This window comes from Pseudomonas sp. CF161 (assembly GCF_000416215.1).
In the GTDB taxonomy this organism is placed as follows: domain Bacteria; phylum Pseudomonadota; class Gammaproteobacteria; order Pseudomonadales; family Pseudomonadaceae; genus Aquipseudomonas.
On record NZ_ATLP01000126.1, the window covers coordinates 146955 to 168668 of the forward strand.

Annotated in this window: 19 protein-coding genes; 10 read left to right on the top strand and 9 right to left on the bottom strand. The window is 65.1% G+C overall.

What is annotated here, in order from left to right; genetic code table 11:
- Nucleotides 1-58: 58 nt before the first annotated feature.
- Nucleotides 59-1027, top strand: a complete 969-nt coding sequence (locus CF161_RS30895; RefSeq protein WP_020300571.1) for an aliphatic sulfonate ABC transporter substrate-binding protein — start codon at nucleotides 59-61, stop codon at nucleotides 1025-1027.
- A gap of 76 nt (nucleotides 1028-1103) precedes the next feature.
- On the opposite strand, the gene CF161_RS30900 is transcribed toward CF161_RS30895, so the two are convergent.
- The 4 genes from CF161_RS30900 to CF161_RS30915 form a co-directional block, all read right to left on the bottom strand.
- Nucleotides 1104-1385, bottom strand: coding sequence for a hypothetical protein (locus CF161_RS30900; protein ID WP_020300572.1), 282 nt, complete (start codon nucleotides 1383-1385; stop codon nucleotides 1104-1106).
- A gap of 1129 nt (nucleotides 1386-2514) precedes the next feature.
- Nucleotides 2515-3930 (bottom strand): efflux transporter outer membrane subunit, encoded by a 1416-nt coding sequence (locus CF161_RS30905; RefSeq protein ID WP_043230996.1) that lies wholly within the window; start codon nucleotides 3928-3930, stop codon nucleotides 2515-2517.
- Nucleotides 3914-5080, bottom strand: a complete 1167-nt coding sequence (locus CF161_RS30910; RefSeq protein ID WP_020300574.1) for an efflux RND transporter periplasmic adaptor subunit — start codon at nucleotides 5078-5080, stop codon at nucleotides 3914-3916. The genes CF161_RS30905 and CF161_RS30910 overlap by 17 nt, the downstream gene beginning before the upstream one ends.
- Nucleotides 5070-8291, bottom strand: coding sequence for an efflux RND transporter permease subunit (locus tag CF161_RS30915; protein WP_020300575.1), 3222 nt, complete (start codon nucleotides 8289-8291; stop codon nucleotides 5070-5072). The genes CF161_RS30910 and CF161_RS30915 overlap by 11 nt, the downstream gene beginning before the upstream one ends.
- 229 nt (nucleotides 8292-8520) lie before the next feature.
- On the opposite strand from CF161_RS30915, the gene CF161_RS30920 reads away from it, so the two are divergent.
- The 3 genes from CF161_RS30920 (at nucleotide 8521) to CF161_RS30930 (ending at nucleotide 10535) form a co-directional block, all read left to right on the top strand.
- Nucleotides 8521-8925: a hypothetical protein gene (locus CF161_RS30920; RefSeq protein WP_020300576.1), complete on the top strand. Its 405-nt coding sequence runs from the start codon at nucleotides 8521-8523 to the stop codon at nucleotides 8923-8925.
- A gap of 60 nt (nucleotides 8926-8985) precedes the next feature.
- Nucleotides 8986-9396 (top strand): hypothetical protein, encoded by a 411-nt coding sequence (locus CF161_RS30925; RefSeq protein WP_043230999.1) that lies wholly within the window; start codon nucleotides 8986-8988, stop codon nucleotides 9394-9396.
- 122 nt (nucleotides 9397-9518) lie between these two features.
- A complete protein-coding gene (locus CF161_RS30930) occupies nucleotides 9519-10535 on the top strand; it encodes a YhcG family protein (RefSeq protein ID WP_043231002.1) in 1017 nt (338 codons plus the stop codon).
- 275 nt (nucleotides 10536-10810) lie between these two features.
- On the opposite strand, the gene CF161_RS30935 is transcribed toward CF161_RS30930, so the two are convergent.
- Genes CF161_RS30935 through CF161_RS30945 form a run of 3 tightly spaced genes read right to left on the bottom strand, consistent with a single transcriptional unit; the run spans nucleotide 10811 to nucleotide 13825 of the window.
- Complete coding sequence (locus tag CF161_RS30935; protein WP_020300579.1) at nucleotides 10811-11638, bottom strand: sulfite exporter TauE/SafE family protein; 828 nt, start codon at nucleotides 11636-11638, stop codon at nucleotides 10811-10813.
- Complete coding sequence (locus CF161_RS30940) at nucleotides 11635-12912, bottom strand: FAD/NAD(P)-binding oxidoreductase (protein ID WP_020300580.1); 1278 nt, start codon at nucleotides 12910-12912, stop codon at nucleotides 11635-11637. Before CF161_RS30940 ends, CF161_RS30935 begins: the two co-directional genes overlap by 4 nt.
- A 28-nt stretch (nucleotides 12913-12940) precedes the next feature.
- Nucleotides 12941-13825, bottom strand: coding sequence for an MBL fold metallo-hydrolase (locus CF161_RS30945; RefSeq protein ID WP_020300581.1), 885 nt, complete (start codon nucleotides 13823-13825; stop codon nucleotides 12941-12943).
- 248 nt (nucleotides 13826-14073) lie between these two features.
- Here CF161_RS30945 and CF161_RS30950 point away from each other — a divergent pair, with 248 nt between their 5' ends.
- From CF161_RS30950 to CF161_RS30965, 4 genes are all read left to right on the top strand, one after another.
- The gene (locus tag CF161_RS30950; protein ID WP_020300582.1) at nucleotides 14074-15414 is read left to right on the top strand and encodes a sigma-54-dependent Fis family transcriptional regulator; all 1341 of its coding nucleotides are present in this window, start codon (nucleotides 14074-14076) and stop codon (nucleotides 15412-15414) included.
- 162 nt (nucleotides 15415-15576) lie between these two features.
- A complete protein-coding gene (locus CF161_RS30955; protein WP_020300583.1) occupies nucleotides 15577-17070 on the top strand; it encodes a helix-turn-helix transcriptional regulator in 1494 nt (497 codons plus the stop codon).
- 126 nt (nucleotides 17071-17196) lie between these two features.
- A complete protein-coding gene (locus tag CF161_RS30960) occupies nucleotides 17197-17448 on the top strand; it encodes a CsbD family protein (RefSeq protein WP_020300584.1) in 252 nt (83 codons plus the stop codon).
- A gap of 11 nt (nucleotides 17449-17459) precedes the next feature.
- Entirely contained in the window at nucleotides 17460-17735 is a 276-nt protein-coding gene (locus CF161_RS30965; protein ID WP_020300585.1) for a DUF1652 domain-containing protein, read from the top strand.
- A gap of 95 nt (nucleotides 17736-17830) precedes the next feature.
- Here the strand turns inward: CF161_RS30965 and CF161_RS30970 are convergent, their stop codons facing one another.
- Together CF161_RS30970 and CF161_RS30975 are read right to left on the bottom strand one after the other, a co-directional pair.
- Nucleotides 17831-19225, bottom strand: a complete 1395-nt coding sequence (locus CF161_RS30970; RefSeq protein ID WP_020300586.1) for a HAMP domain-containing sensor histidine kinase — start codon at nucleotides 19223-19225, stop codon at nucleotides 17831-17833.
- A complete protein-coding gene (locus CF161_RS30975) occupies nucleotides 19203-19886 on the bottom strand; it encodes a response regulator transcription factor (protein ID WP_020300587.1) in 684 nt (227 codons plus the stop codon). Before CF161_RS30975 ends, CF161_RS30970 begins: the two co-directional genes overlap by 23 nt.
- 269 nt (nucleotides 19887-20155) lie before the next feature.
- Here CF161_RS30975 and CF161_RS30980 point away from each other — a divergent pair, with 269 nt between their 5' ends.
- Nucleotides 20156-20545 carry a hypothetical protein gene (locus tag CF161_RS30980; RefSeq protein WP_020300588.1) on the top strand — a complete coding sequence of 130 codons (390 nt, stop codon included), beginning with the start codon at nucleotides 20156-20158 and terminating at the stop codon, nucleotides 20543-20545.
- A gap of 188 nt (nucleotides 20546-20733) precedes the next feature.
- Nucleotides 20734-21663: a hypothetical protein gene (locus tag CF161_RS30985; protein ID WP_020300589.1), complete on the top strand. Its 930-nt coding sequence runs from the start codon at nucleotides 20734-20736 to the stop codon at nucleotides 21661-21663.
- The last annotated feature ends 51 nt before the right edge of the window (nucleotides 21664-21714 follow it).

The window sequence follows — 21714 nt, forward strand, 5'->3', positions numbered from 1 at the left end:
CTGTTTGTTAGATCGATTAGCTTTTAGCGACTTTCCTGTCCTCCAGAAGGTCCGCCCCATGCGTCTGCCCTTTGCATTGCGTCGTAGCTTGTCGATCACCGCTCTGGCCAGCCTGGCCCTGGGCATGGCTTTCAATGCTCAGGCCGATAGCGACCTGCGCATCGGTTACCAGAAATCCTCGACCTTGTTGGCGGTGCTCAAGGCCCAGGGCACGTTGGAAAAACAACTGGCGGCCCAGGGCGTCACTGTCACCTGGCATGAGTTCACCAGCGGCTTGCCCCTGGCGGAATCGCTGAACGTGGGCAACGTCGATATCTCCGCCGACGTTGCCGACACGGTGCCGGTATTCGCCCAGGCGGCGGGGGCCAACCTGACGTACTTCGCCAGCGAAACCCCATCGCCGGCCGCGCAGTCGATCGTGGTGCCCAAGGACTCGACCCTCAAGACCCTGGCCGAACTCAAGGGCAAGCGCATTGCCGTGACCAAGGCGGCGGGCAGCCATTACCTGCTGATCGCCGCGCTGCGCAGCGTTGGCCTGACCTTCGCCGATATCCAACCGGTGTACCTGACTCCGGCCGATGGCCGCGCGGCCCTGGAGACCTACAAGGTCGACGCCTGGGTCACCTGGGAACCCTTCGTCGCCAGCGCCGAACGCCAGCAGGGCGCGCGGGTGCTGCACGACGGTCAGGGTTTGGCCAGTTATCGCCGGTATTACCTGGCTTCCAATGATTACGCCAAGGCTCATCCCGAGGTGTTGAACCAGGTGTTTGCCGAGTTGCAGAAGACTGGCACCTGGGTCAAGGCGCACCCGGCGGACGCGGCGAAATTGCTGGGGCCGCTGTGGGGCAACCTCGATGCGCCGACTGTGGAACTGGCCAACAGCCGGCGCACTTACAAGGTGGAAGTGGTGAAACCTGATGCCTTGGGCGAGCAGCAGAAAATTGCGGATGCTTTCTATCAGGAAAAACTTTTGCCCAAGCCTGTGGATGCGCGGGCGGTGCAGCTCTGGAGTCCTAAAGCGCTTTGATACGCGCTGTAGCCGCTGGCGAGGTAGGAGGTTGCGCTGGTCGGTACAGGCGCCGTGATGGGCGTTTTATCGAGGGTCAGCTTTCTTGTGTTGCTCGCCATTGAATGACTTCCAGCACTGCGCATCCTTCCCGGGTTAGCAGGTGCACGCTGCGGGTGATGCGTGTCAGGTCGCAATCGGAGATGTCTTTTAGTGGCAGGCTGGAGAGGCTGTCCATCAGGTCGCGCACTACGGTGAAGCGGTGGGCGGCGCTGCTGGCGAGGTCGCTCAGGGGGGCCTGGGTGTTGATGTAGAACACTGGGTGTTCGGTGTCGTGGGTGTCGACGGGGGTGAAATGGGAAGGGTGATGGTCAGTCATCTGTGTAGCTCCTATAAATTGAGCTACCACCTTTCGCGGCCAAGCGAATTAAGGGTGGCAGCTGTACGCGGGTTGGCCGACCGGCTATAGGAAACCGGCACACCCGAAGGTGTCCCACGCACAGCCGCCATGAGACAAAATTGCAGGCACAAAAAAAGCGCCTGCAATGATGTTTTGGACGCTGATGCGTTCCTATATTCGACCGGCCAAGGTCGTTCGCGGATTTTGCCGCGAGGGCGAACTATAGGGGGGTTGTTAGGGCGGTGCAACCGGGTGTTGAGCGTGATGTTTTAGTGGTTGTGTCGATCTGGCTTCTCCGGTGGTTTGGGGGCATATCCGTTGCTGCGGTAACGGCTACTTAGGGTTTCGCCCTTACGGCGAGGTACTTTTGGCAAACGCCCCAAAAGTACCCCAAAAGTCTCGCCCCGAGCGTACGGCCCTCGCTGCGCTCGGGTTCCCTCGTTCCGGCGTCCCTCAGGGGGCATCGCTTCCAGCGACGTCCTCGACTGCGTCGAGGGGCGCTACGCGCCAATCCCCTGATGAACACCTCCACTCGGCCTGCCGAAGGGGCGGGTGGATCAAGATCAAAAGCAAGGTCAACAGCCAAAGCAAAAGCAAGGCACGCAAGCCGCTGCCGAGGCATGAGGCTGCGCTGGCCAGTAAAGGCGCCGTGATTTCAGGGAGGAGGGACGCGTAGGTGTCAGCCCAGGCCGGCCGGAGGGCCGCCGTCTCGCTCTTGATTTTGATCTAAGCGCCCCGTTAAACCACGATGGCCGAACGCAGGCAGTGAGCCGTGGGCAACCCGGCAGGACGCCGGGTTAGCCGCGCTGGGCCAAGGATGGCCCATCGCGGCGGCCCACGGATCAATGCCGGAGTGAGGGCATGCCGAGCCGAAGCGAGGCACCGAGTGGTGGGGCAAGAGCCCTTTGGTTACTTTGGGGCTTTTCCAAAGTGACCCGCCGTAAGGGCGGAACCCATAGCCGCCACCCCCGCAGCAACGGATATGTACACCCAAAAAATAGCGCACTCAGGCTTTACGACCGCTGCGCCCCGGAGCCCCGGCCGGCCCAGCGGGAGCAAGCTCCCTAGCCACAAAAAGCTTCCTCGGCACACCTAACCCCTGCTGGTTTCAGCCGCTTTTCCACCCCCCACCCAACGCCACCACCAACCCCACACTGGCCTGCAACTCGCGCGTCTGCACCGCCTGCAACCCCCGTTGCGCCTGCAAGGCTGCGGTCTGCGCCGTCACCACATCCAGGTAGCTGACGGCCCCCGCCTGATAGCTGTTCATGGCCAGCAACTGCGTGTGCTGGGCAGCATTGACAGCCGCCTGCTGATCCAGCGCCTCCTGACGCAAATCCCGCAATTGCCCCAGGTTATCCTCCACCTCGCGCACCGCCCGCAGCACCTGCCCACGGTAATGGGCGGCAGCTTCTTCGAACTCGGCATGGGCCTGCCGCTCATTGGCGTTCAGCCGCCCGCCATCGAAAATCGGCAGGTTGACCAACGGCCCCAACGCCCAATAGCGATTGCCCGCCGCCAGCAGATTCCCCACCCCCTGGGTCTGGCCACCGAGCAACCCGGTCAGGCTGAAGTCCGGGTACCACGCCGCGCGCGCCACGCCGATAGCGGCATTGGCCGCATACACCCGGCGTTCCGCCGCCGCGATGTCCGGCCTTCGTTGCAGCAAGGTGCTGGGCAGTTGCGCCGGAATGGCCGGCAGGCTTAGCCATTGTGTCGAGGGGGCGAGGCTGAAGGTGCTGGCCGGCTCGCCCACCAGTTCGCCAATGGCGTGTTCGGTGAGGTTGCGTTGTGCCCGCACTTCGTCCCGTTCGGCCTCGGCGCTGGCCAGTTGGCTCTGGGCCCGGGTCAGGTCCAGTTCCGAGGCGATCTGCCCCTGGTAGCGGTCGCGGGTCAGTTGCAGGGCCTGGGCGTAGTCTTCGAGGGAGCTGCTCAGTATCTGGCTCTGGGCATCCAGGCCATCGAGCCGCACGTAGAGGTTCGCCAACTGTTGTTGCAGGCTCAGGCGCGCCGCCGCCAGGTCATCGCCGGAAGCCTGGGCCTGGGCATCGCCGGCCGCGGCCTGATTGCGAATTCGCCCCCACAGGTCGAGGTCGAAGTTCAGGGAAAACCCGGCCGTGTTGCTGTTGTAGATCGACGGCTGGGTGCTGCCCCGCAGCGGTCGGCTGTCGGACTGACGCTGGCGCAAGGGTTGGGCACTGGCGCTGATCTGCGGGAACAATCCGGCATGCAGCTGGCTGGCATAGGCCTGGGCGCCGTCGTAGTGGGCCAGGGCGGCGGCGAGGTCCGGGTTGGCCTTGAGCAGGCGCTGCTGCAGGTCGTCCAGACGCGGGTCCTGGTACAGCCGCCACCAGTGTTCGGCAATGACCTGGGGCATGGCGGCCGGGTGCCAGGGCCCGTCCGCGCTCTGTTCGCGATACTGCGCCGGCAGGTCGAGGGCGGGCGCCTGGTAGTGGGGCGCCAGCGAGCAGCCGTGCAACCCCAGCAACAACAGCACAGTCAGGGGTTTAAGCCTTGGGTGCATGGGCACCTCCGGTGTCTGCCAGTTGCACCAGGTCGCCTTCACGCAGGGCGTCCGGAGGGTTGTCGATGACCTGGTCGGCGGGCGTCAGGCCCTGGTCGATCACCAGGCGTTCCCCGAGGTCGAGGCCGATATGGATGCTGCGCAGATGCACGTGCCGGGCGCTGTCGATCAGCGCCACCTGGGTGCCCGCGGCGCGGAAAATCAGCGCGCTGGCCGGAATGCTCACACCATGGGTGTCGGCCGGGATCGCCAGGGTCGCCTCGGCATAGTCGCCGGGCATCAGGGCGCCTTCGGGGTTGGCCGCGACAAACTGCGCCAGCAGGGTGCCGGAACGCGGATCGATGGCGGTGGAGTCGCCCACCAGCTGCGCGCTGAAGTGTTGGCCCGGGTGCTCGGGCACGGTCAGTTGGGCCACCAGCCCGGGGTGGATCACGCTGGCGTAGTTCTGCGGGATCGGCACATACAGCCGCAGTTTGTGGGTGTCGGCCAGGTCGAACAGCTCCGGGTCGCTGTCGTTGTCGGCCTTGATCAACTGGCCGATGTCGGTGTGGCGCGCGGTGATGGTGCCGGCGAACGGCGCGCGAATGGTCTTGTAGTCTTCCAGTGCCGACAGCCGCGCATAGTCGGCGCCGGCCGCTTCGGCATTGGCCTTGGCGGCTGCGGCGTTGGAGCGTTTTTCATCGGCCTCCTGGCGTGACACCGAGTGGCTGGCCAACAGGTTTTGCCAGCGCTCGGCGGTGGTCTGTGCCAGCCGCGCATTGGCCTGTTCCTGGATCATCCGCGCCCGGGTCTGGGCCACTTGCTGGTCCAGGTCGGGGCTGTCGATATGGGCCAGCACCTGGCCGGCGCTGACCTTGGCCCCGATGTCCTGGGTCCAGTCTTTCAGGTAGCCGCTGACCCGGGCGTGGATCGGCGCCTTGCTCCAGGCTTCCAGGTGCGCTGGCAGGCGCAGGGTGTCGCCGAGCACATTCTGCTGCGGCTGCAATACCAGCACTTGCGGCACGGCCGCGGTTTCGGTCCAGGCGGTCACGGCCTGCTCGTGCCGGGTGCGCGCGGCCAGACCGTTGGCCACCAGCAGGGCGGCCAGGGTCAGGCCGCCGATGCCCAGCAGCATCAGGCGTTGGCGCGAAGGGGTGTGCTCAGGCGACATGGGTGTTTTCTCCAGCAACAGCGGATGGGGAGAGACGGCCGTGGACCAGGCTGAAGACCACGGGGACAAAGATCAGGGTGGCCACGGTGGCGAGGATCAGCCCGCCGATCACTGCGCGGCCCAGGGGCGCGTTCTGTTCCTCGGACAGGGCCAGGGGCAGCATGCCGATGATCATCGCCAGGGCGGTCATGCACACCGGGCGAAAGCGCGTGTAGCCGGCTTCCAGGGCGGCCTTGAGGGCGTCGCCGTGTTCCGCCAGGCGCTCGCGGCAAAAACTCACTACCAGGATCGAGTTGGCGGTGGCCACCCCCATGCACAGGATGGCGCCGGTCAGGGCCGGCACCGACAGCGAGGTGCCACTCAAGAACAGCATCCACACGATCCCGGCCAGGGCCGCCGGCAGCGCGGTGATGATCACGAACGGATCGACCCAGGACTGGAAGTTGACCACGATCAGCAGGTAGATCAGCACCACCGCCCCCAGCAGGCCCAGGCTCAGGCCGCTGAAGGCCTCGTGCAGGGCGTCGATCTGCCCGTGCAGGCTGACCGTGGCGCCCTTGGGCCGCAGGGCCGCGGCGTCGTCCAGGACCTTTTGCATGTCGTGGGCCACGGCGCCGAGGTCGCGGCCCTGCACGTTGGCGTACAGATCCAGTGTGGGCTGGATGTTGTAGTGGCTGACCACCGCCGGGCTCTCGACCCGGGAGATATCCGCCAGGCCGCCGAGGATCTGCGACTGGCCGTTGCTGCCGGTCACCGGCAGCGCCTCCAGGGCCGGCAGGCTGTCCAGGCGGTACTGCGGGGTGGCGGCGACGATGGAGTAGGACACGCCGTTTTTCGGGTTGAGCCAGAAGGTCGGCGCCACCTGGGAACTGCCAGCCAAGGAGGCCACCATGCTGTTGGTCACGTCGCGCTCGGTGATCCCCAGGCCATTGGCCCGCAGGCGGTCGACCTTGACTTGCAGCGACGGGTAGCCGGTGGACTGCTGGATCCGCAGGTCGGCAATGCCCGGCACATGTTGCAGGCGCCGCTCCAGTTCCAGGGCGAAGGCGCGGTTGGCCGCGTCGTCGGGCCCGGAGACTTTCACGTCCAGCGGGGCCGGGGCGCCGAAGTTGAGGATCTGGCTGCTGATGTCCGCCGGCAAAAAGGCGAAGTGGCTGCCGGGGAAGCTTTCCGGCAGGGCTTCGCGCAGCTGTTTGACGTAGTCGGCGGTGGGGCCGTGGCCGGGCTTGAGGGTGACCTGGATATCGCCGTCCTGGGGGCCGATGGTGCCGCTGTTGCTATAGGCCATGTCGATGCCGCTCAAGGGGATGCCGATGTTGTCGATGATGCTGTCCAGTTGCTCGGCCGGGATCACCTCGCGGATCCGCCCTTCGATGCGGTCGAAGGCCGCCGCGCTTTCCTCGATCCGCGTGCCCAGGGGCAGCCGCACATGCACCGCCAGGGCACCGGCGTCGGTGGCCGGGAAGAAGTCCTGGCCCAGGCTCGGCAGCAGGGCGAACGAGGCCAGCACACAGGCGAGGAAGCCGAGGATAAACACCTTGCGCCGGCCCAGGGCCAGGTGCAGCAGGCCGTGATAGGTGTCGCGCACGCTGGAGAACCGCCGCTCGAAACCCTGCTGGAAGGCCAGCAGGGCACGCACCAGGGCATTGTGCGGCTGGGCGTGCTGCTCGCCTTCGTGATGGTTGATAAAGGCATCTTCCGGGTGATGCCCGGGGCCGGCCTCCGGCACATGGGGCTTGAGCAGGTACATGGCCAGGGTCGGCACCAGGGTCCGCGAGAGGATGAACGAGCTGGCCATGGCGAAAATCACCGCCAGGGCCATGGGCCGGAACAGGTAGCCGGCGATGCCTTGCAGCAGGAACATCGGCACGAAGACGATGCAGATGCACAGCAGGGAAACAAAGGCCGGGCCAACGATCTGCCTGGCGCCGTCGAGGATCGCCACCTTGACCGCTTTGCCCTGTTCCAGGTGCCAGTTGATGTTTTCGATGGTCACCGTGGCGTCGTCCACCAGGATCCCCACCGCCAGGGCCAGGCCGCCCAGGGTCATCACATTCAGGGTCTGGCCGCTGAGGGCCAGCAGGGCAATGGCCGCCAGCACCGCCAGGGGAATTGAGGCGGCGATAATCAGGGTCGAGCGCCAGCTGCCGAGAAACAGCAGGATCATCGCGCTGGTCAGCAGGGCGGCAATGATGCCTTCGCGGGCCACGCTGCCCACCGACTGTTTGACGAAGACCGAGGCGTCCCCCAGCAGCGAAGTCTTGAGCGAGGGCGGCAGGGTTTCATTGATGCGCGGCAGCATCCCGCGAATGCCGTCGACAATCGACAGGGTCGAGATAGTGCCGTTCTTCAGGGCCGGCATCAGCACGGCGCGCCGGCCATCCACGCGCACGATATTGGTCTGCGGCGGCGAGCCGTCGCGCACATGGGCCACCTGGCCGATGGTGATCAGGGCGCCGTCCACGGTCTTGATCGGCAGGTCGTTGAGTTCGTCGATGGCCTTCGGGCTGTTGTTCAGCAGCACCGTGTATTCATTGCTCCCCAGCTTGGCGGTGCCCACCGGGATGATCTGGTTCTGCGCCGCCAGGGCATTGCCCACGTCTTGCGCCGACAGGCCCTTGGCCGCCAGGGCTTGCGGGTCCAGGTCGAGGGTGATCTGGCGCTGCTTGCCGCCCATGGGCGTGGGCATGGCCAGGCCGGGCAGTGAGCTCAGGGGCAGGCGGATGTTGTTCTGCACCAGGTCGCGGATCTTCGCCTCCGACAGGGTCGGGCTGGAAAACGCCATTTGCAGGATCGGCACCGTCGAGGCGCTGTAATTGAGGATCAGCGGCGGGGTGATGCCCGGCGGCATCTGCTTGAGCACGGTTTGTGACACCGCTGTCACCTGGGCGTTGGCGGTGCGGATATCCACCCCGGGCTGGAAGAAGATCTTGACGATGCCCATGCCCGGCAGGGACTGGGATTCGATGTGCTCGATGTCGTTGACCGTGGTGCTCAGGGAGCGCTCGTAGGTGTAGATCACCCGCCCGGCCATGGCCTCGGGCGACAGGCCGTTGTACTGCCAGACCACCGCCACCACCGGGATGCCGATATCGGGGAACACGTCGGTGGGCGTACGCAGGGCCGCCATGGGCCCGATGATGCAGATGAAAATTGCCAGCACGATAAACGTGTAGGGCTTGAGCAGTGCGGTCTTGACCAGCCCGAGCATGCCGAAAACCTCCGAGGGAGTGGGATTGCAAACCTCGGCAGACTGCGGCGACCCACCTAACACGCGGCTTTCGTGAAGATGAAGGAAGATTTACGCGGGGCCTGAAAATCCTTTCATGTGGATTCATTTGTTCAGGGCAGGGCCCGCCCACAAGCTGGACAGGCATCCGGCGAGGCGTGTTATCCGGCTCGTCCCGGCACTGTTTTTTTCACTTGCGAGGGGTTGCTCCATGTCATTCAAACCACTGTTGCTGCTGCCGGGGCTGGGCCTGGTGGGCCTGCTTTCGGCCTGCGCCGGGCCGCTGCCCAAGGCCGATCCAAGCCAGGCCTGGATCGGGCTGGCCCAGGAGTCGCCGAATGATCTGCTGGCCGACAGCGTCGACGGCAAGCGCCTGGAGGATGGGCGTTATTTTCAGGTGAGCCCGGGCGCGCACCGCCTGCAAATGGCGCTGTTGCAAGGCGCCAACGGCAACTCGGCGCAGCCGGAATGCGAGGGACGCCTGGACTATTCGGGCTTCAAGGCGGGCGAGCATTACCAGTTGCTGGAGTCGAGCCAGGGCCCGGAAGTCAGCGCCGTGTTGATGGATGCCCAGGGCCGGCCGCTGGCCCATAGCGCGGACTTCAGCTGCCTGTAGGCGCGCCGCAGAAGCCGACGCAGCTTGTGCCGGCCCCCATGATTGATGAGGTAGTGAGTGATGTCCCGTAGACCGTTGTTGCTGATCCCGATGTTGAGCCTGGTGGCGTTGTTGTCGGCGTGCGCCGGGCCGATGCCCCAGCCCGACCCCAGCGAGGCCTGGATCGGCCTGCAGGAAGAGGCGCCCAATGACCTGCTGGCCGAGCGGGTGGATGGGCAGAAGATCGACGATGGGCGTTATTTCCAGGTCAAGCCCGGCGCCCACCGCCTGGACGTGACTCTGTTTGAAGAGAGCATCGGTGATGCCAACCAGCAAGACTGCGACGGCCATATCAGCTACAGCGCCTTCAAGGCCGGCGAGCATTACAAACTGGTGGAATCGTCCCTGGGGAGCGAGGTGTCGGCGCGCTTGTATGACGCCAAGGGCAAGCAGGTGGCCAGTACCCATGACTTTGCGTGCATGCCGGGCTGACAGGTCTGATTGCGTCGCCGAAATCAGGACATTTCGCTCAGTAGAAATAGACAAGGCTGACTACAGCTTCATGGCGGACCACTGGATGATAGGGACCTGTGTCCTGAAACCGGGCGTGCGTTATGAATCAAGAGACTGAAGCGGCAATGACCTCCACCGACGTGGCATTTGGCGAAGTAGCGCAGATGATCGCCGCCGCGCGGCAGCGGGCGGTGCGAGCGGTGAATACTGAACTGGTGGAACTGTATTGGCAGGTCGGGGCCTATATCAGCCGCAAGATCGAGGCGGCGGAATGGGGGGATGGCGTCGTCCAGCACTTGGCCGATTACCTGGCGCGGCAACAGCCGGGCCTGCGGGGGTTTACCCGGCGCAACCTGTTCCGCATGCGTCAGTTCTATGAGGTTTATCGGGGGGAGGAGAAAGTGTCAGCAGTGCTGACACAATTACCCTGGACCCAGAACCTGATCATTCTTGCCCAAAGCCAATGTGCGCAAGAGCGCGAGTTTTATCTGCGTATGGCACTTCAGGAGCAGTGGTCGACCCGAGAACTGGAACGGCAGATCAAATCGGCCCTGTTCGAACGCACGCTGACCCGCCCGGCAAGCGTCTCGGCCGCGCTGAGAGGCACTCATCCCGAGGCCCTGAAGGTCTTCAAGGATGCCTACATGGTGGAGTTTCTCGATCTGGCCCAGGGGCATGACGAAGCCGATCTGCATCAGGGGCTGGTGCGCCAGCTCAAGGATTTTCTGATCGAGATGGGGCGCGACTTCTGCTTTGTCGCGTCGGGCTATCCCTTGCAGGTTGGCGGGCGGGATTTTGCCCTGGATCTGCTGCTGTTCCATCGAGGGTTGAATTGCCTGGTGGCCGTTGAGCTCAAGGTCGGGCGCTTCGAACCGGAGTACCTGGGCAAGCTGGATTTCTACCTGGAGGCCCTGGATCGCCAAGTGCGCAAACCCCACGAAAACCCAGCCTTGGCGGTGTTGCTCTGTGCCAGCAAGGACGACGAGGTGGTGGAATATGCCCTCAACCGTTCGCTTTCGCCGGCGTTGATTGCCGAGTACCGGACCCAACTGCCGGACAAGAAACTGCTGCAGGCCAAGCTGCAGGAGTTTTATGCCCTGGACACGCAAGCGCGGTGAAGCTGGCGGCAAGCGTGTGCGGGCTGTTCCGTGTGCTGGTGAGTCGAGTGAGCACCCAGGCCGCAGCCGAGCGGTGGCGCGTGCCCCTTGTTCAGTTGCGCAGGCTGCCGAACCCGTCCTCCAGCCGCCCGGCAGCCTGCACCTTGACCTGGGCATTGATATGGGCGGCCACGGCCACTGGGGGATACAGGTTCAGGCCATAGTCGTCGGCTGCGTGCCCGAGGGGCAGAGGTCAATATTTCCCTGGTAGGCGCCGGCTTGTCGGCGAAATAGGCTCAATGGGGCAACAGCCCCAGGGCTCCGGAAGCCAGCAGCAGCGTCGCCAGCATGCCGGTAATGGCGAACAGTTGTTGCAGGCGCGGGCCGGCCAGATGGCTGGCCATTTGTCGGCCCAGTACCAGTCCCACCACTGCGCCCAGGGCAAAGGGCGCGCCCACGGCCCAGTGCATGACCCCGCTGACGCTGGCGCTCACCACGCTGCCCAGGGACACCAGGGCGACCACCGCCAGCGAGGTGGCGACGATGCTTTTGCTGTCCAGGTTGGTGTAGCGGCCCAGGGCCGGGACGATCACAAACCCGCCGCCCACCCCGAGCAAACCCGAGAGCAAGCCCGACAGCATCCCGGTCAGCGTCAGGGCGCGGGCGCAGGGCAGGGTCCAGCGCAGGCGACCTTGCTGCGGGTTGAGCACGCAGGGCAAAAAAGCCGGGCGCGGTGCGGCCTGGCCGTGTTTCAGTTCGCGGCTGGCCTTGAGCAACATCCGCCCGCAGGCGTACAGCAGCACCAGGCTAAACAGCAGTGCCAGCGGTGCGTTCGGCAGCCGATGGGCCAGCCACAGCCCCAGCGGGGTCAGCAGGATGCCGATGCCGGCGACAAACCCTGCCGCGCGGTAGCGCACGATGCCTTGGCGCAGGCCGAGCAGGGCGCCGACGCTGGCCGCCAGGCCTACCGCCAGCAGGCCGACCGGTGCCGCCTCGACCATGCTCAGGCCCAGGCCGAACACCAGCAGCGGCACCGCAAGAATCCCGCCACCGGCCCCGGTCAAGGCCAGGATCGCGCCAATCACCAGCCCCAGGCCGGCGCCGATCAAGGTCACTTCATTCATGCCGGCGGGGTGTCCGTGTTCAGCGTCGGACGGGCCAGCCATTCATGGCCCTTGAGCATGCCGCGCCAATACAGCGGCGGCAGGATCCGCTCCTTCAACCACCAGGCGCGGCGTGTTGCTTTGCGCCCGTCCAGCAACCAGGGGGCGAAGCTCGGTGCGAGTTTGCCGCCGTAGGTGAATTCGGCGAGGACGATCTTGCCCCGTTCCACCGTCAGCGGGCAGGAGCCATAGCCGTCGTACTGCGCCAGGCGCTGCAGGCGCTTGAGGGCCACCAGCACGTTGTTGGCCACCACCGGCGCCTGTTTGCGCGCGGCGGCCGCGGTTTTGGCGTTGCTGGTGTTGGTGGCATCGCCCAGGCCGTGGATATTGGCAAAACCCGTGTGGCGCAGGCTGTAGGGGTCGACATCGACCCAGCCCGCGGCATCGGCCAGGGGGCTGCTGCGGATAAAGTCCGGGGCGGTCTGCGGCGGCACCACATGCAACAGGTCAAAGCGGCGCTCCAGGTGTTCCTGGCGGCCATCGGCCAGGGTCCGGACAAAGGTTGCGCGCTGGGCGGGGCCGTCCACTGCCACCAGCTTGTGCCCGAAATCCAGGTCGATCGCGTACTTGTGCACGTACTCCATCAGCGCCGGCACGTAGTCCTGCACCCCGAACAGCACCGCGCCGGCGTTCATGAATCGGGTATTGATCCGTGGCAGATGGCCGTTGCGCAGCCAGTGGTCGCACGACAGGTACATGGCTTTTTGCGGCGCGCCGGCGCATTTGATCGGCATCGGCGGCTGGGTGAACAGGGCCTGGCCCTGTTTGAGTTGCTGCACCAGCTGCCAGGTATAGGGCGCCAGGTCGTAGCGATAGTTGGAGGTCACGCCATTGCTGCCCAGGGTGGCGCTCAGACCGTCGATGGCGGCCCAGTCGAGCTTCAGGCCGGGGCACACAATCAACTGGTCGTAAGCCAGGACCTGACCGTTGTCCAGCACCAGGGCATTGGCCTCGGGCTCGAAGGTGCTGACCGCTGCCTGGATCCACTTGACCCCTCTGGGGATCAGCGAGGCCATGCTGCGCACCGTGGACTGGGCGCTGAACACCCCGGCGCCGACCAGGGTCCAGCCGGGCTGGTAATAGTGCTGCGGGGCGGGGTCGATGATCGCCACGTCAAGCTGTGCGTCACGCGCCATCAGGCTCGACGCGGCGGCGATACCCGCTGCACCGCCGCCGACGATCAGCACCTGGTGGCTGCCGTCGACGGCCCGCTGCAGGGTGGAAATAGGGCGCATGGCAAGGTCTCCGTGGGGAGTGGAATAGTTATAGGGAATTGAGCGGGATCTTCAGGTAGCGCACACCGTTGTCCTCGGGCTCCGGCAGTTGGCCGCTGCGCATGTTGACTTGCACCGAGGGCAGGATCAGCACCGGCATGTCGAGGGTGGCGTCGCGGGCCTCGCGCATCCTGACAAAGGCCTCTTCATCGATGCCCTGGTGGATATGGATGTTGTGCGCGCGCTGCTCGGCCACGGTGGTCATGTACTGCAACTCGCGGCCGTTGGGCAGGTAGTCGTGGCACATGAACAGGCGGGTCTGCGGCGGGAGGGCGAGGATCTTGCCGATGGAGCGGTACAGGGTCCGCGCATCGGCCCCGGGGAAGTCGCAGCGGGCGGTGCCGTAGTCGGGCATGAACAAGGTGTCGCCAACGAAGGCCACGGTCTCGTCGCCGACCTGCACTAGGTAGGTCATGCACGCCGGGGTATGCCCCGGGGTGTGCAGGGCGCGGGCGCTGAGGCCGCCGATGGCGAACTCGGCGCCGTCGGCCAGCAGCACGTCGAACTGGCTGCCATCGCGGGCGAACGCCGGGCCCTCGTTGAACAGGCTGGCGAACACCTTCTGCACCTGGGTGATGTGCTGGCCGATGGCGACCTTGGCCCCCAGGCGCTGCTTGAGGTAGGCGGCGGCAGACAGGTGGTCGGCGTGGACGTGGGTTTCCAGGATCCACTCGACCTCGGCGTCCAGTTCGCGGACCCGCTCGATCAGGCGGTCGGCGGATTCGGTGCGGGTGCGCCCGGACTTGGGGTCGTAGTCGAGCACGCTGTCGATCAAGGCGCAGCGCCGGGTCGTCTGGTCCATCACCAGGTAGCTGATGGTCCAGGTGTCGCGGTCGAAAAAGGCTTCTACACGCAAGGTGGTGCCGATGATCATGCTGCTCTCCAGACGATGAAGTGACGCCGGCCGGAACGGGCAGTCGTCCCTTGGGGTGTCAATAAACGTGCCAACGTCCAGGGCCGAGTGGGCACGCCGTTTCATTCAATTCAATGGCTTGCAGCATAGACGGGGGGTGCTTCGAGCTGTCGCTGCCAGTTATTTTGGCAGTTAGGTGGCAGTCGATGGCAGCAAGTGGCAGAAACCGCCCCGGTGTTTTAAGCTGCCGCACCCCCGCAGGAGTTGCCATGTCCACCTCGCCCCGCGACCTCGCCAGCAGCCGGATGTCGGCCCTGGTGTCCTACCTGGAGCACGATCCGCAGCCGACCATCGTGCTCGACACCCAGTACAACATCATTGCCGCCAATACCGCCTACCAGCGCCAGTTCGGCGTCGAGGGCCGGCCCCATGTCGGCGCCAAGTGCTACCGGGTGTCCCATCAGTTCGCCGTGCCCTGCGATCAGGCCGGCGAACATTGCCCGATGCGCAAGGCCCACGACAGCCGGGTGCCGGAGCGCATGTTGCACGTGCACCACACGCCACGGGGCCCGGAGCACGTGGAGGTGGAGTTGCGGCCGATCATCGGTGAGAGCGGGGCGGTGGAGGCCTATGTCGAGCGCCTCAACTCGTTGGCCGTGGCTTCGGTGCAACCCCAGCGCAAGGGGCTGGTGGGGCGTTCGCCGGCTTTCAACGAGGCCTTGAGCGCGTTGCTGCGGGCGGCGCCGGCGCCGATCCCGGTGTTGCTGCAGGGCGAGTCGGGCACCGGCAAAGAGCTGTTCGCCCGTGCCCTGCATGACGGCAGCCCGCGCGCCAGTGGGCCGCTGGTGGTGGTCGACTGCACCGGGCTCACCGAATCGTTGCTCGAGAGCGAGCTGTTCGGCTATGAGAAGGGCGCGTTCACCGGGGCCTTGCAGCGCAAGATCGGCCTGGCCGAAGCGGCCCATGGCGGGACCTTGTTCCTCGATGAAATCGGTGAGGTGCCGCTGGCGATGCAGGTCAAGTTGCTGCGGCTGATCGAGTCCGGCAGCTTCCGTCCGGTAGGCAGTTTGCGCACCGTGCATTCGGACTTTCGCCTGGTGGCGGCGACCCACAAGCCGCTCAAGGACATGGTGGCCGCCGGGACCTTTCGCCAGGACCTGTATTACCGCATCAGCGCCTTTCCGATTCGCCTGCCGGCCCTGCGCGAGCGTCGGGATGACCTGCCGCTGCTGATCGACAGCCTGCTGCAACGCCTGGCCCCGGGGGCGGCGCCACGGGTCGACGCCCAGGCCATGGAGCGCCTGCGGGTGTACGCCTACCCGGGCAATATCCGCGAGCTGCGCAATATCCTGGAGCGCGCGAGCCTGTTCAGCGATGACGGGGTGATCCGCGTCCAGGACCTGCCCGGCGAACTGCGCGCCGACACCCTTGCGCCGCCCCCGGCCCCCTCTGAAGCCATCAGCCGCCGACGCCGCAGCCAGGACCTGGAACGCCTGGCCCACGCCCTGGAAGTCTTCGACGGCCCGCGCAGCGAACTGGCCCGCAGCCTGGGCCTGAGCGAACGCACCCTCTACCGCCGCCTGAAAGCCCTGGGGCTGCCTCCGGCGTAGCCGTTGCACCTGACACCCCACGGCACCTAGCAGAGCCAGCGCAGCCGGCAGCCGCTACAGGCTGCGGGTTTTTGGGCACGATGGCGTTGGGCTGTGGTCGTATCTTGCATCCTGTCCCGGCCCGCCCTGACGTCGCGCCGCTTACCTCCGGAGACAACCCTTATGAGCCAAGCCGTACTTGCCACCGAAACCAACCGACGCCAGTTGCAGCAGATTATTTCCGGTTTGTCCGATGGGGTGATTCTGATCGAGGTCGACCAGACCATTCTCTGGGCCAACCAGGCCGCCCTGGCCATGCACGGGGTCAGCGACGTCAGGCAACTGGGGGCCAATGCCGCCGAATATGCCGAACGTTTTGCCCTGCGCTATCGCAACAACCACCCGGTGGCGGCAGACAGTTACCCGATCAACCGGGTGGCCGCCGGTGAGACGTTCAACGATGTGGTGGTGGAGGTCAGGACCGAGATCGATGGCGAGGAGCGGTACTGGGTGCATCGCATCCGCAGCATGATCCTCACCGACCGTAGCGGGGCGCCGGAGTCGCTGGTGCTGATCCTCAGCGATGCCACCGACTGGGCCAGCGCCGAGCAGCGCTTTGAAAAAACCTTCAATGCCAACCCGGCGCCGGCGGTGATCTGCCGCCTCAGCGACTTGCGCTATATCAAGGTCAACCAGGGCTTCCTGGAAATGACCGGCTACGCCCGCGAACAGGTGATCGGACGCTCCGTGTACCAGCTGGATGTGCTGGAAGACGCCGACAACAAGGACCTGGCCATCGAACGCCTGAACCAGGGCGCGACCATCCCGCAGATGCAGGCCGAGCTGCGCCTGCCCGAAGGCGGCAGCAAGCTGGTGATCGTGGCCGGGCAACCGCTGGATATCAACGACGAAGACTGCATGCTGTTTTCCTTCATGGACCTGGAACCACGGCGCAAGGCCGAAGTGGCGCTGCGCCAGAGCGAGGAGCGCTTCGCCAAGTCGTTCCGCCTGACGCCGGTGCCGACCCTGGTCTGCAGCGCCGACAGTCAGCGGGTGGTGGATGTCAACGAAGCCTTTCTCGACACCAGCGGTTACCCCAGTGAAGAACTGTTGGGCAAGACCGTGGACGAGATCGGTTTTATCGAGGGCAGGGAGGCCTGCGCCGAGCTGTTCGCGGCCCTGGAAAAGGCCGGCAGCGTTGCCGGGCTGGAGCTCAAGGTGCGCAGGAAAGGCGCGGAGCTGATCGACTGCGTGGTCTCGGCCGACACCGTGATTATCCAGGACAGCCCGTGCTACCTGCTGGTGATGATGGACATCACCGAGCGCAAGCGCACCGAGCTGGAACTGGTCGCGGCGATCGAAGAGGTGATGCAGGACGCCTCCTGGTTCAGCCAGACCCTGATCGAAAAACTGGCCAATATGAAAAGCACCAGCCCGGCGCAGCGGGCCAGCGCTTCCTTCACCGACCTCACGGCTCGCGAGCGCGATGTGCTGGGGCTGATCTGCGAAGGCCTGGCCGACAAGGAGATCGCCGCGCGCCTGAACCTGGCGCCCAACACCGTGCGCAATCACGTGGCCACGGTGTACTCCAAGCTCGCGGTGCACAGCCGCAGCGAGGCGATTGTCTGGGCCCGCGAACGCGGGTTGTTCGCCGGAGAGCGGCGGCGCAAGGGCTAGGCGGCCGGTGCAAATGCACTAGTTCGCCCGGTGCAAATTGAGCTTCTGCGGCGGGTCGGCGTTTCTTAGTCTGTCAGTCAGCGATGTCCCCGGGCATTGCCCCTCTCACAGTGAAAGGAATGCAAGATGCGCAGCGAACAGATCAAAGGTGCAGTGGACAAGCTCGCGGGCAAGGCCCAGGGCGCGGTCGGTGAACTGATGGACGATCCGCAGATGCGGGCCGCAGGCGCAACGCGCCAGGTCGCGGGCCAGATGCAGCAAAGCTATGGCGAGGCGCTGGACAATGCGACGGATTTTGTCCGGAAAAAACCCCTGGCGACCCTCGCCATCATGGCCGGGCTCGGCATTCTCGCCGGCCTGCTGTTGCGGCGCCGTTGAGGTTGTCGAACATGACCAGCCTCAGCCAGTTGCGCGCGCAGCTGGAACTCAATTTCCAGCCCCTGGCCTGTGATTGCAGCCTCAATGGCGAAGCCTCGCTGACCGTGCGTTTGTACGACCGCGACAGCGGCCGTGTCGACCTGGTGGTCAGCGGTCTCAAGGTGCAGAACCTGAGAACCGCCGAGCAAGTGGCCGCGCTGATCGAGGAGTTGCGCTACGAGCTGAACAGCAACCACCTCGGCCAGCGCCCCGTCCCGGCCAGTGCCAGCGAAGACGGCACCCTGTAGCCCGGCGCGAGGCTGCTGGTGTTTAGGTACGGCCAGTCTGGTACGGCCGGTCTAGGTACGACCAGTCTCGGCAGGGCGAGGGCGGCCCTGGCGCATCAGTTGTCGGCAATCAGGCTGGGGCGGCAGTCCAGGGACAGGCGGGCACCGCCGCGTTCGCTGCTGCCGACTTCGAGTTTGAAGCCGTGCAGGTTGACGATGGCCGCGACGATCGACAGCCCAAGGCCGAAACCGCCGTGGGTGTTGCTGTCGTCGACCCGGTAGAACCGCCGGAACACCGCGCTGCGCTCCGCCTGGGGAATACCCGGGCCGGAGTCGAGCACCTCCAGCCGCGGGCTGCCGCTGTCGTCGAGGCCACGCAGGATCACCTCACCTCCCGGCGGGGTGAATTTGATCGAATTGCTCAGCAGGTTGGCCAGCGCCTCGAACAGCAGGGCGCGGTCGCCGGTCAGCCGGGGCAGGCTGTCGGGCACGTCGAGGGTCAGGGTCAGTTGGCCTTCTTCGGCCAGTGGCAGGTAGAAGTCGTGCAGTTCATGCAGCAGCGGCACCGGGTCCAGCACCAGGAACCCGGATCGGCGTTGCTGATCCTCCAGCTCGGAAATCCGCAGCAACCCGCGAAAGCGCGCCATCAGCGTATCGGTCTCGGCCAGCACCTGATCCATCTGCAACGCCTCGGGCGAGCCGTCGGCGGCCTGCTGCTGAATCCGGTACAGCTGGGCGCGCAGGCGGGTCAGCGGGGTGCGCAGGTCATGGGCGATGTTGTCGCACACGCCTTTGACCTCATGCATCAGGCGCTCGATGCGTTCGAGCATGGCGTTGACGATGGCGGCCAGCATGTCCAGTTCGTCGCGACGGTTGGACAGGGGCAGGCGGTGGGTCAGGTCGCCGGCGACTATGGCTTCGGCGCTGGCCTGCAATTGGCGGATCCGGCGTAGCGGACGGCGCCGCAGCAGGTGCCAGCCGGCGACGCCGGGAATGATGGTCAGCGACACGCCCCAGAGCAGCGCATGGAGGATGATCCGGTTCACCGCGAACAACGAGCCGTTGTCGCGCACCAGGATCAGCCAGCGGCCGTCCTGGGTATGGGTGGCCACCGCATCGCAGCTGTCGCGGGGCAGGTCGGGGTCGTCGGAGTCGATGCAGCCCTTGAGTTCGTGGATCTGCCCATCCAGGGGCAGGTCGTCGGGGATCTCGCGGATCGGCCCGCTCAAGTGCCCGCGCTGTTCGTCGAACAGGCCATAGGCGTCGATGGCGCGCATGTCGAAGGTCATGCTGGTGGTCAGGGCCTCCACCAACTGCTCGCCCTGGAAACGCGAAAACAGATGCTGGCGCTGCATCAGCGAATGCTTGGCCAGGGTTTCCAGGTAGCCGGAGACTTCGTAGTACATGACTCCCAGCAGCAGGCAGCTCCAGGCCACGAACAGCGTACTGTAGAGCGCCAGCAGGCGGCTGCTGGAGGAGCGCCAGCCCTTAGAGGGGTTCAGCAATGACATAGCCCGAACCTCGCACGGTGCGGATCAGCGGAGTCATGCCGGGCGGATCGATCTTTTTGCGCAGGCGGCCGATGTGCACGTCGATCAGGTTGGTGCCGGGGTCGAAGTGATAGCCCCAGACCTCTTCGAAAATCATCATCCGCGACAGAATCTGCCCGGTGTTGCGCATCAGGAATTCCAGCAGTTTGTATTCGGTGGGCAGCAGGCTCAGCAGTTGCTCGGCACGGGTGGCTTCGCGGCTGATCAGGTTCAGCTCCAGGTCGGCCACCCGCAGGCAGGTTTCGAACTCGCGAACCGTGCTTTTGCGCCGCAGCAGGACTTCGACCCGGGCCGCCATTTCGTCCGAGGCGAAGGGTTTGGTCAGGTAGTCATCGCCGCCGGCGCGCAGGCCGCGTACCCGTTCGTCGACATCGGAGAGGGCGCTGATCATCAGGATCGGCGTCGACACGCCAATGGTGCGCAGGGTGGTGACGATGGCCAGGCCGTCGAGCTCGGGCAGCATGCGGTCCAGGGTGATCAGGTCGTAGTCGCCGCTGACCGCGCGCACCAGGCCTTCGCGGCCGTTGTCGACCCAATCCACGTCGAGCCCGTGGCTGCTCAGTTCGGCCACGATCTCGCGGGCGGTTACGGCATCGTCTTCGATGGTCAGAATGCGGGTCATTGGGCTTACCTGATAAGGAATTCATGACACAGGCCGGCATTTTGCCAAGAAACGGCGCCCAGGTTCCTAAAAAAACTTTCATGTTGGCAGCACGGCCCTTGCCGCTACCGCCCAGCTCAACGCGCCAAAGACACTCTAGCCGCCGCAGGCTCGGGCCGCATTCGGACGCTGGCCATCCGCAACACCGTGCGTACATCTGACTGTTCATCCCGGCCAGCGGGGGGCTGTTATGATTCGCGGGTTTTTTTCTCTCGTTCAAGGTTGAACCGATGAAAGTGTGGCCATGGATCAAAAGTCTCGGGTTGTTGTTGCTGGTGTGCCTGGTACTGAATGCGGCGGTGCACCTCTCGTTGCTCCTGCCCTACATCGTGAAGCACGTGCACCTGAGCAGCTCGATCGGCCAGAGGATGCTGATCACCCTGATCATGAAAATCCTCTTCACAACCGTGGCCGCCGTCTTGCTGCCGGCGTTGCTGTTGAAGTTCAACTTTCGCCGCTCCGCCTACGGCGCCATGCTGATCGGCATTCTGGTGTTCATGGACCTCCCTCCAGCCACCGCCCTGAGCAGCCTGTTGCTGATGCTTTGGTTCCTGGCGCTGATACTGTGGCTGGCCTGGTGCAAGCTGCGCGATGTCTATCTCTACTACCGCACCAAATGAATGGACGGCACCGTGCAGAACGCCCGCCGGTAAATGCAGCGGTCGGCAAATTGCACGGTGCTGGCCAAGCTTTTGTTTTATAGGTTTTTGTTTTTAAAGGATTTTATTTGTTGATGCGGTTGGCACGGTGGCTGCAATTCTCCCTTCGAGACATGTAACACCATTTTTCTGCCTGGAGCCGAACAACAATGAATAGATCCTCTGATACCTATCTGCCTGCCGTGGATGAGTCGAGCAGCCGCTCGGGTGTGTCCTGGGGCGCGATATTCGCCGGTGCGGCGGCCGCTGCGGCCTTGTCGCTGATTCTGATCCTGCTGGGCTTCGGCCTGGGCTTTTCGGCCGTGTCGCCCTGGGCCAACCATGGCATCAGTGCCAAGGGCCTGGGGATCTCCACGATTGTCTGGCTGGCGTTGACCCAGATCCTCGCCTCGGGCCTGGGTGGCTACATCGCTGGTCGCCTGCGGGTGAAGTGGGCCAACATGCACGGTGACGAGGTCTACTTCCGCGACACCGCCCATGGTTTCCTGGCCTGGGCCGTGGCGACGCTGGTGACCGCGACCCTGGTGGTCGGTTCGGTCAGCAGCATCGTCAGCGGTGGCGTGCAGGCCGGTGCCAGCGTGGCTTCAGGAGCGGTCAGTGCGGCCACTCAGGCAGCCGGCAGTGCCGCCAGCAAAACCAGTGGCGATGACTATGGCTATTTCGTCGACAGCCTGTTCCGCGATGATCGTCCCGTGGCCGTCAGCGATGACGCCGCCCGTGGCACCGTGACCCGGATCTTCGTCCGCACCTTGGGCAACGACGGGCAGTTGGCTCCCGAGGATCGCAGCTACCTGGCGCAACTGGTGGCGCAGCGCACCAACCTGACCCAGGCCGATGCCGAGCGTCGGGTGGACGAGGTGTTCGCCAAGACCCGTGCGGCCGTGGATGAAGCCAAGCTGGCCGCCAAGCAGGCCGCTGACACCGCGACCAAAGTCGCCGCCTGGACCTCGCTGTGGATGTTTGTCGCCCTGCTGTGCGGTGCTTTCTTCGCCAGCCTGGCCGCCACCTTTGGCGGTCGCCGCCGGGATGCAGTGGTGTACCTCGAAACCGACGCCTACCTGACCACCCCTGTTCGCTGATTGAAGGAGAATTCCCATGCGCTCATTACTCTTGTGGTTCCTCGGTGTGCC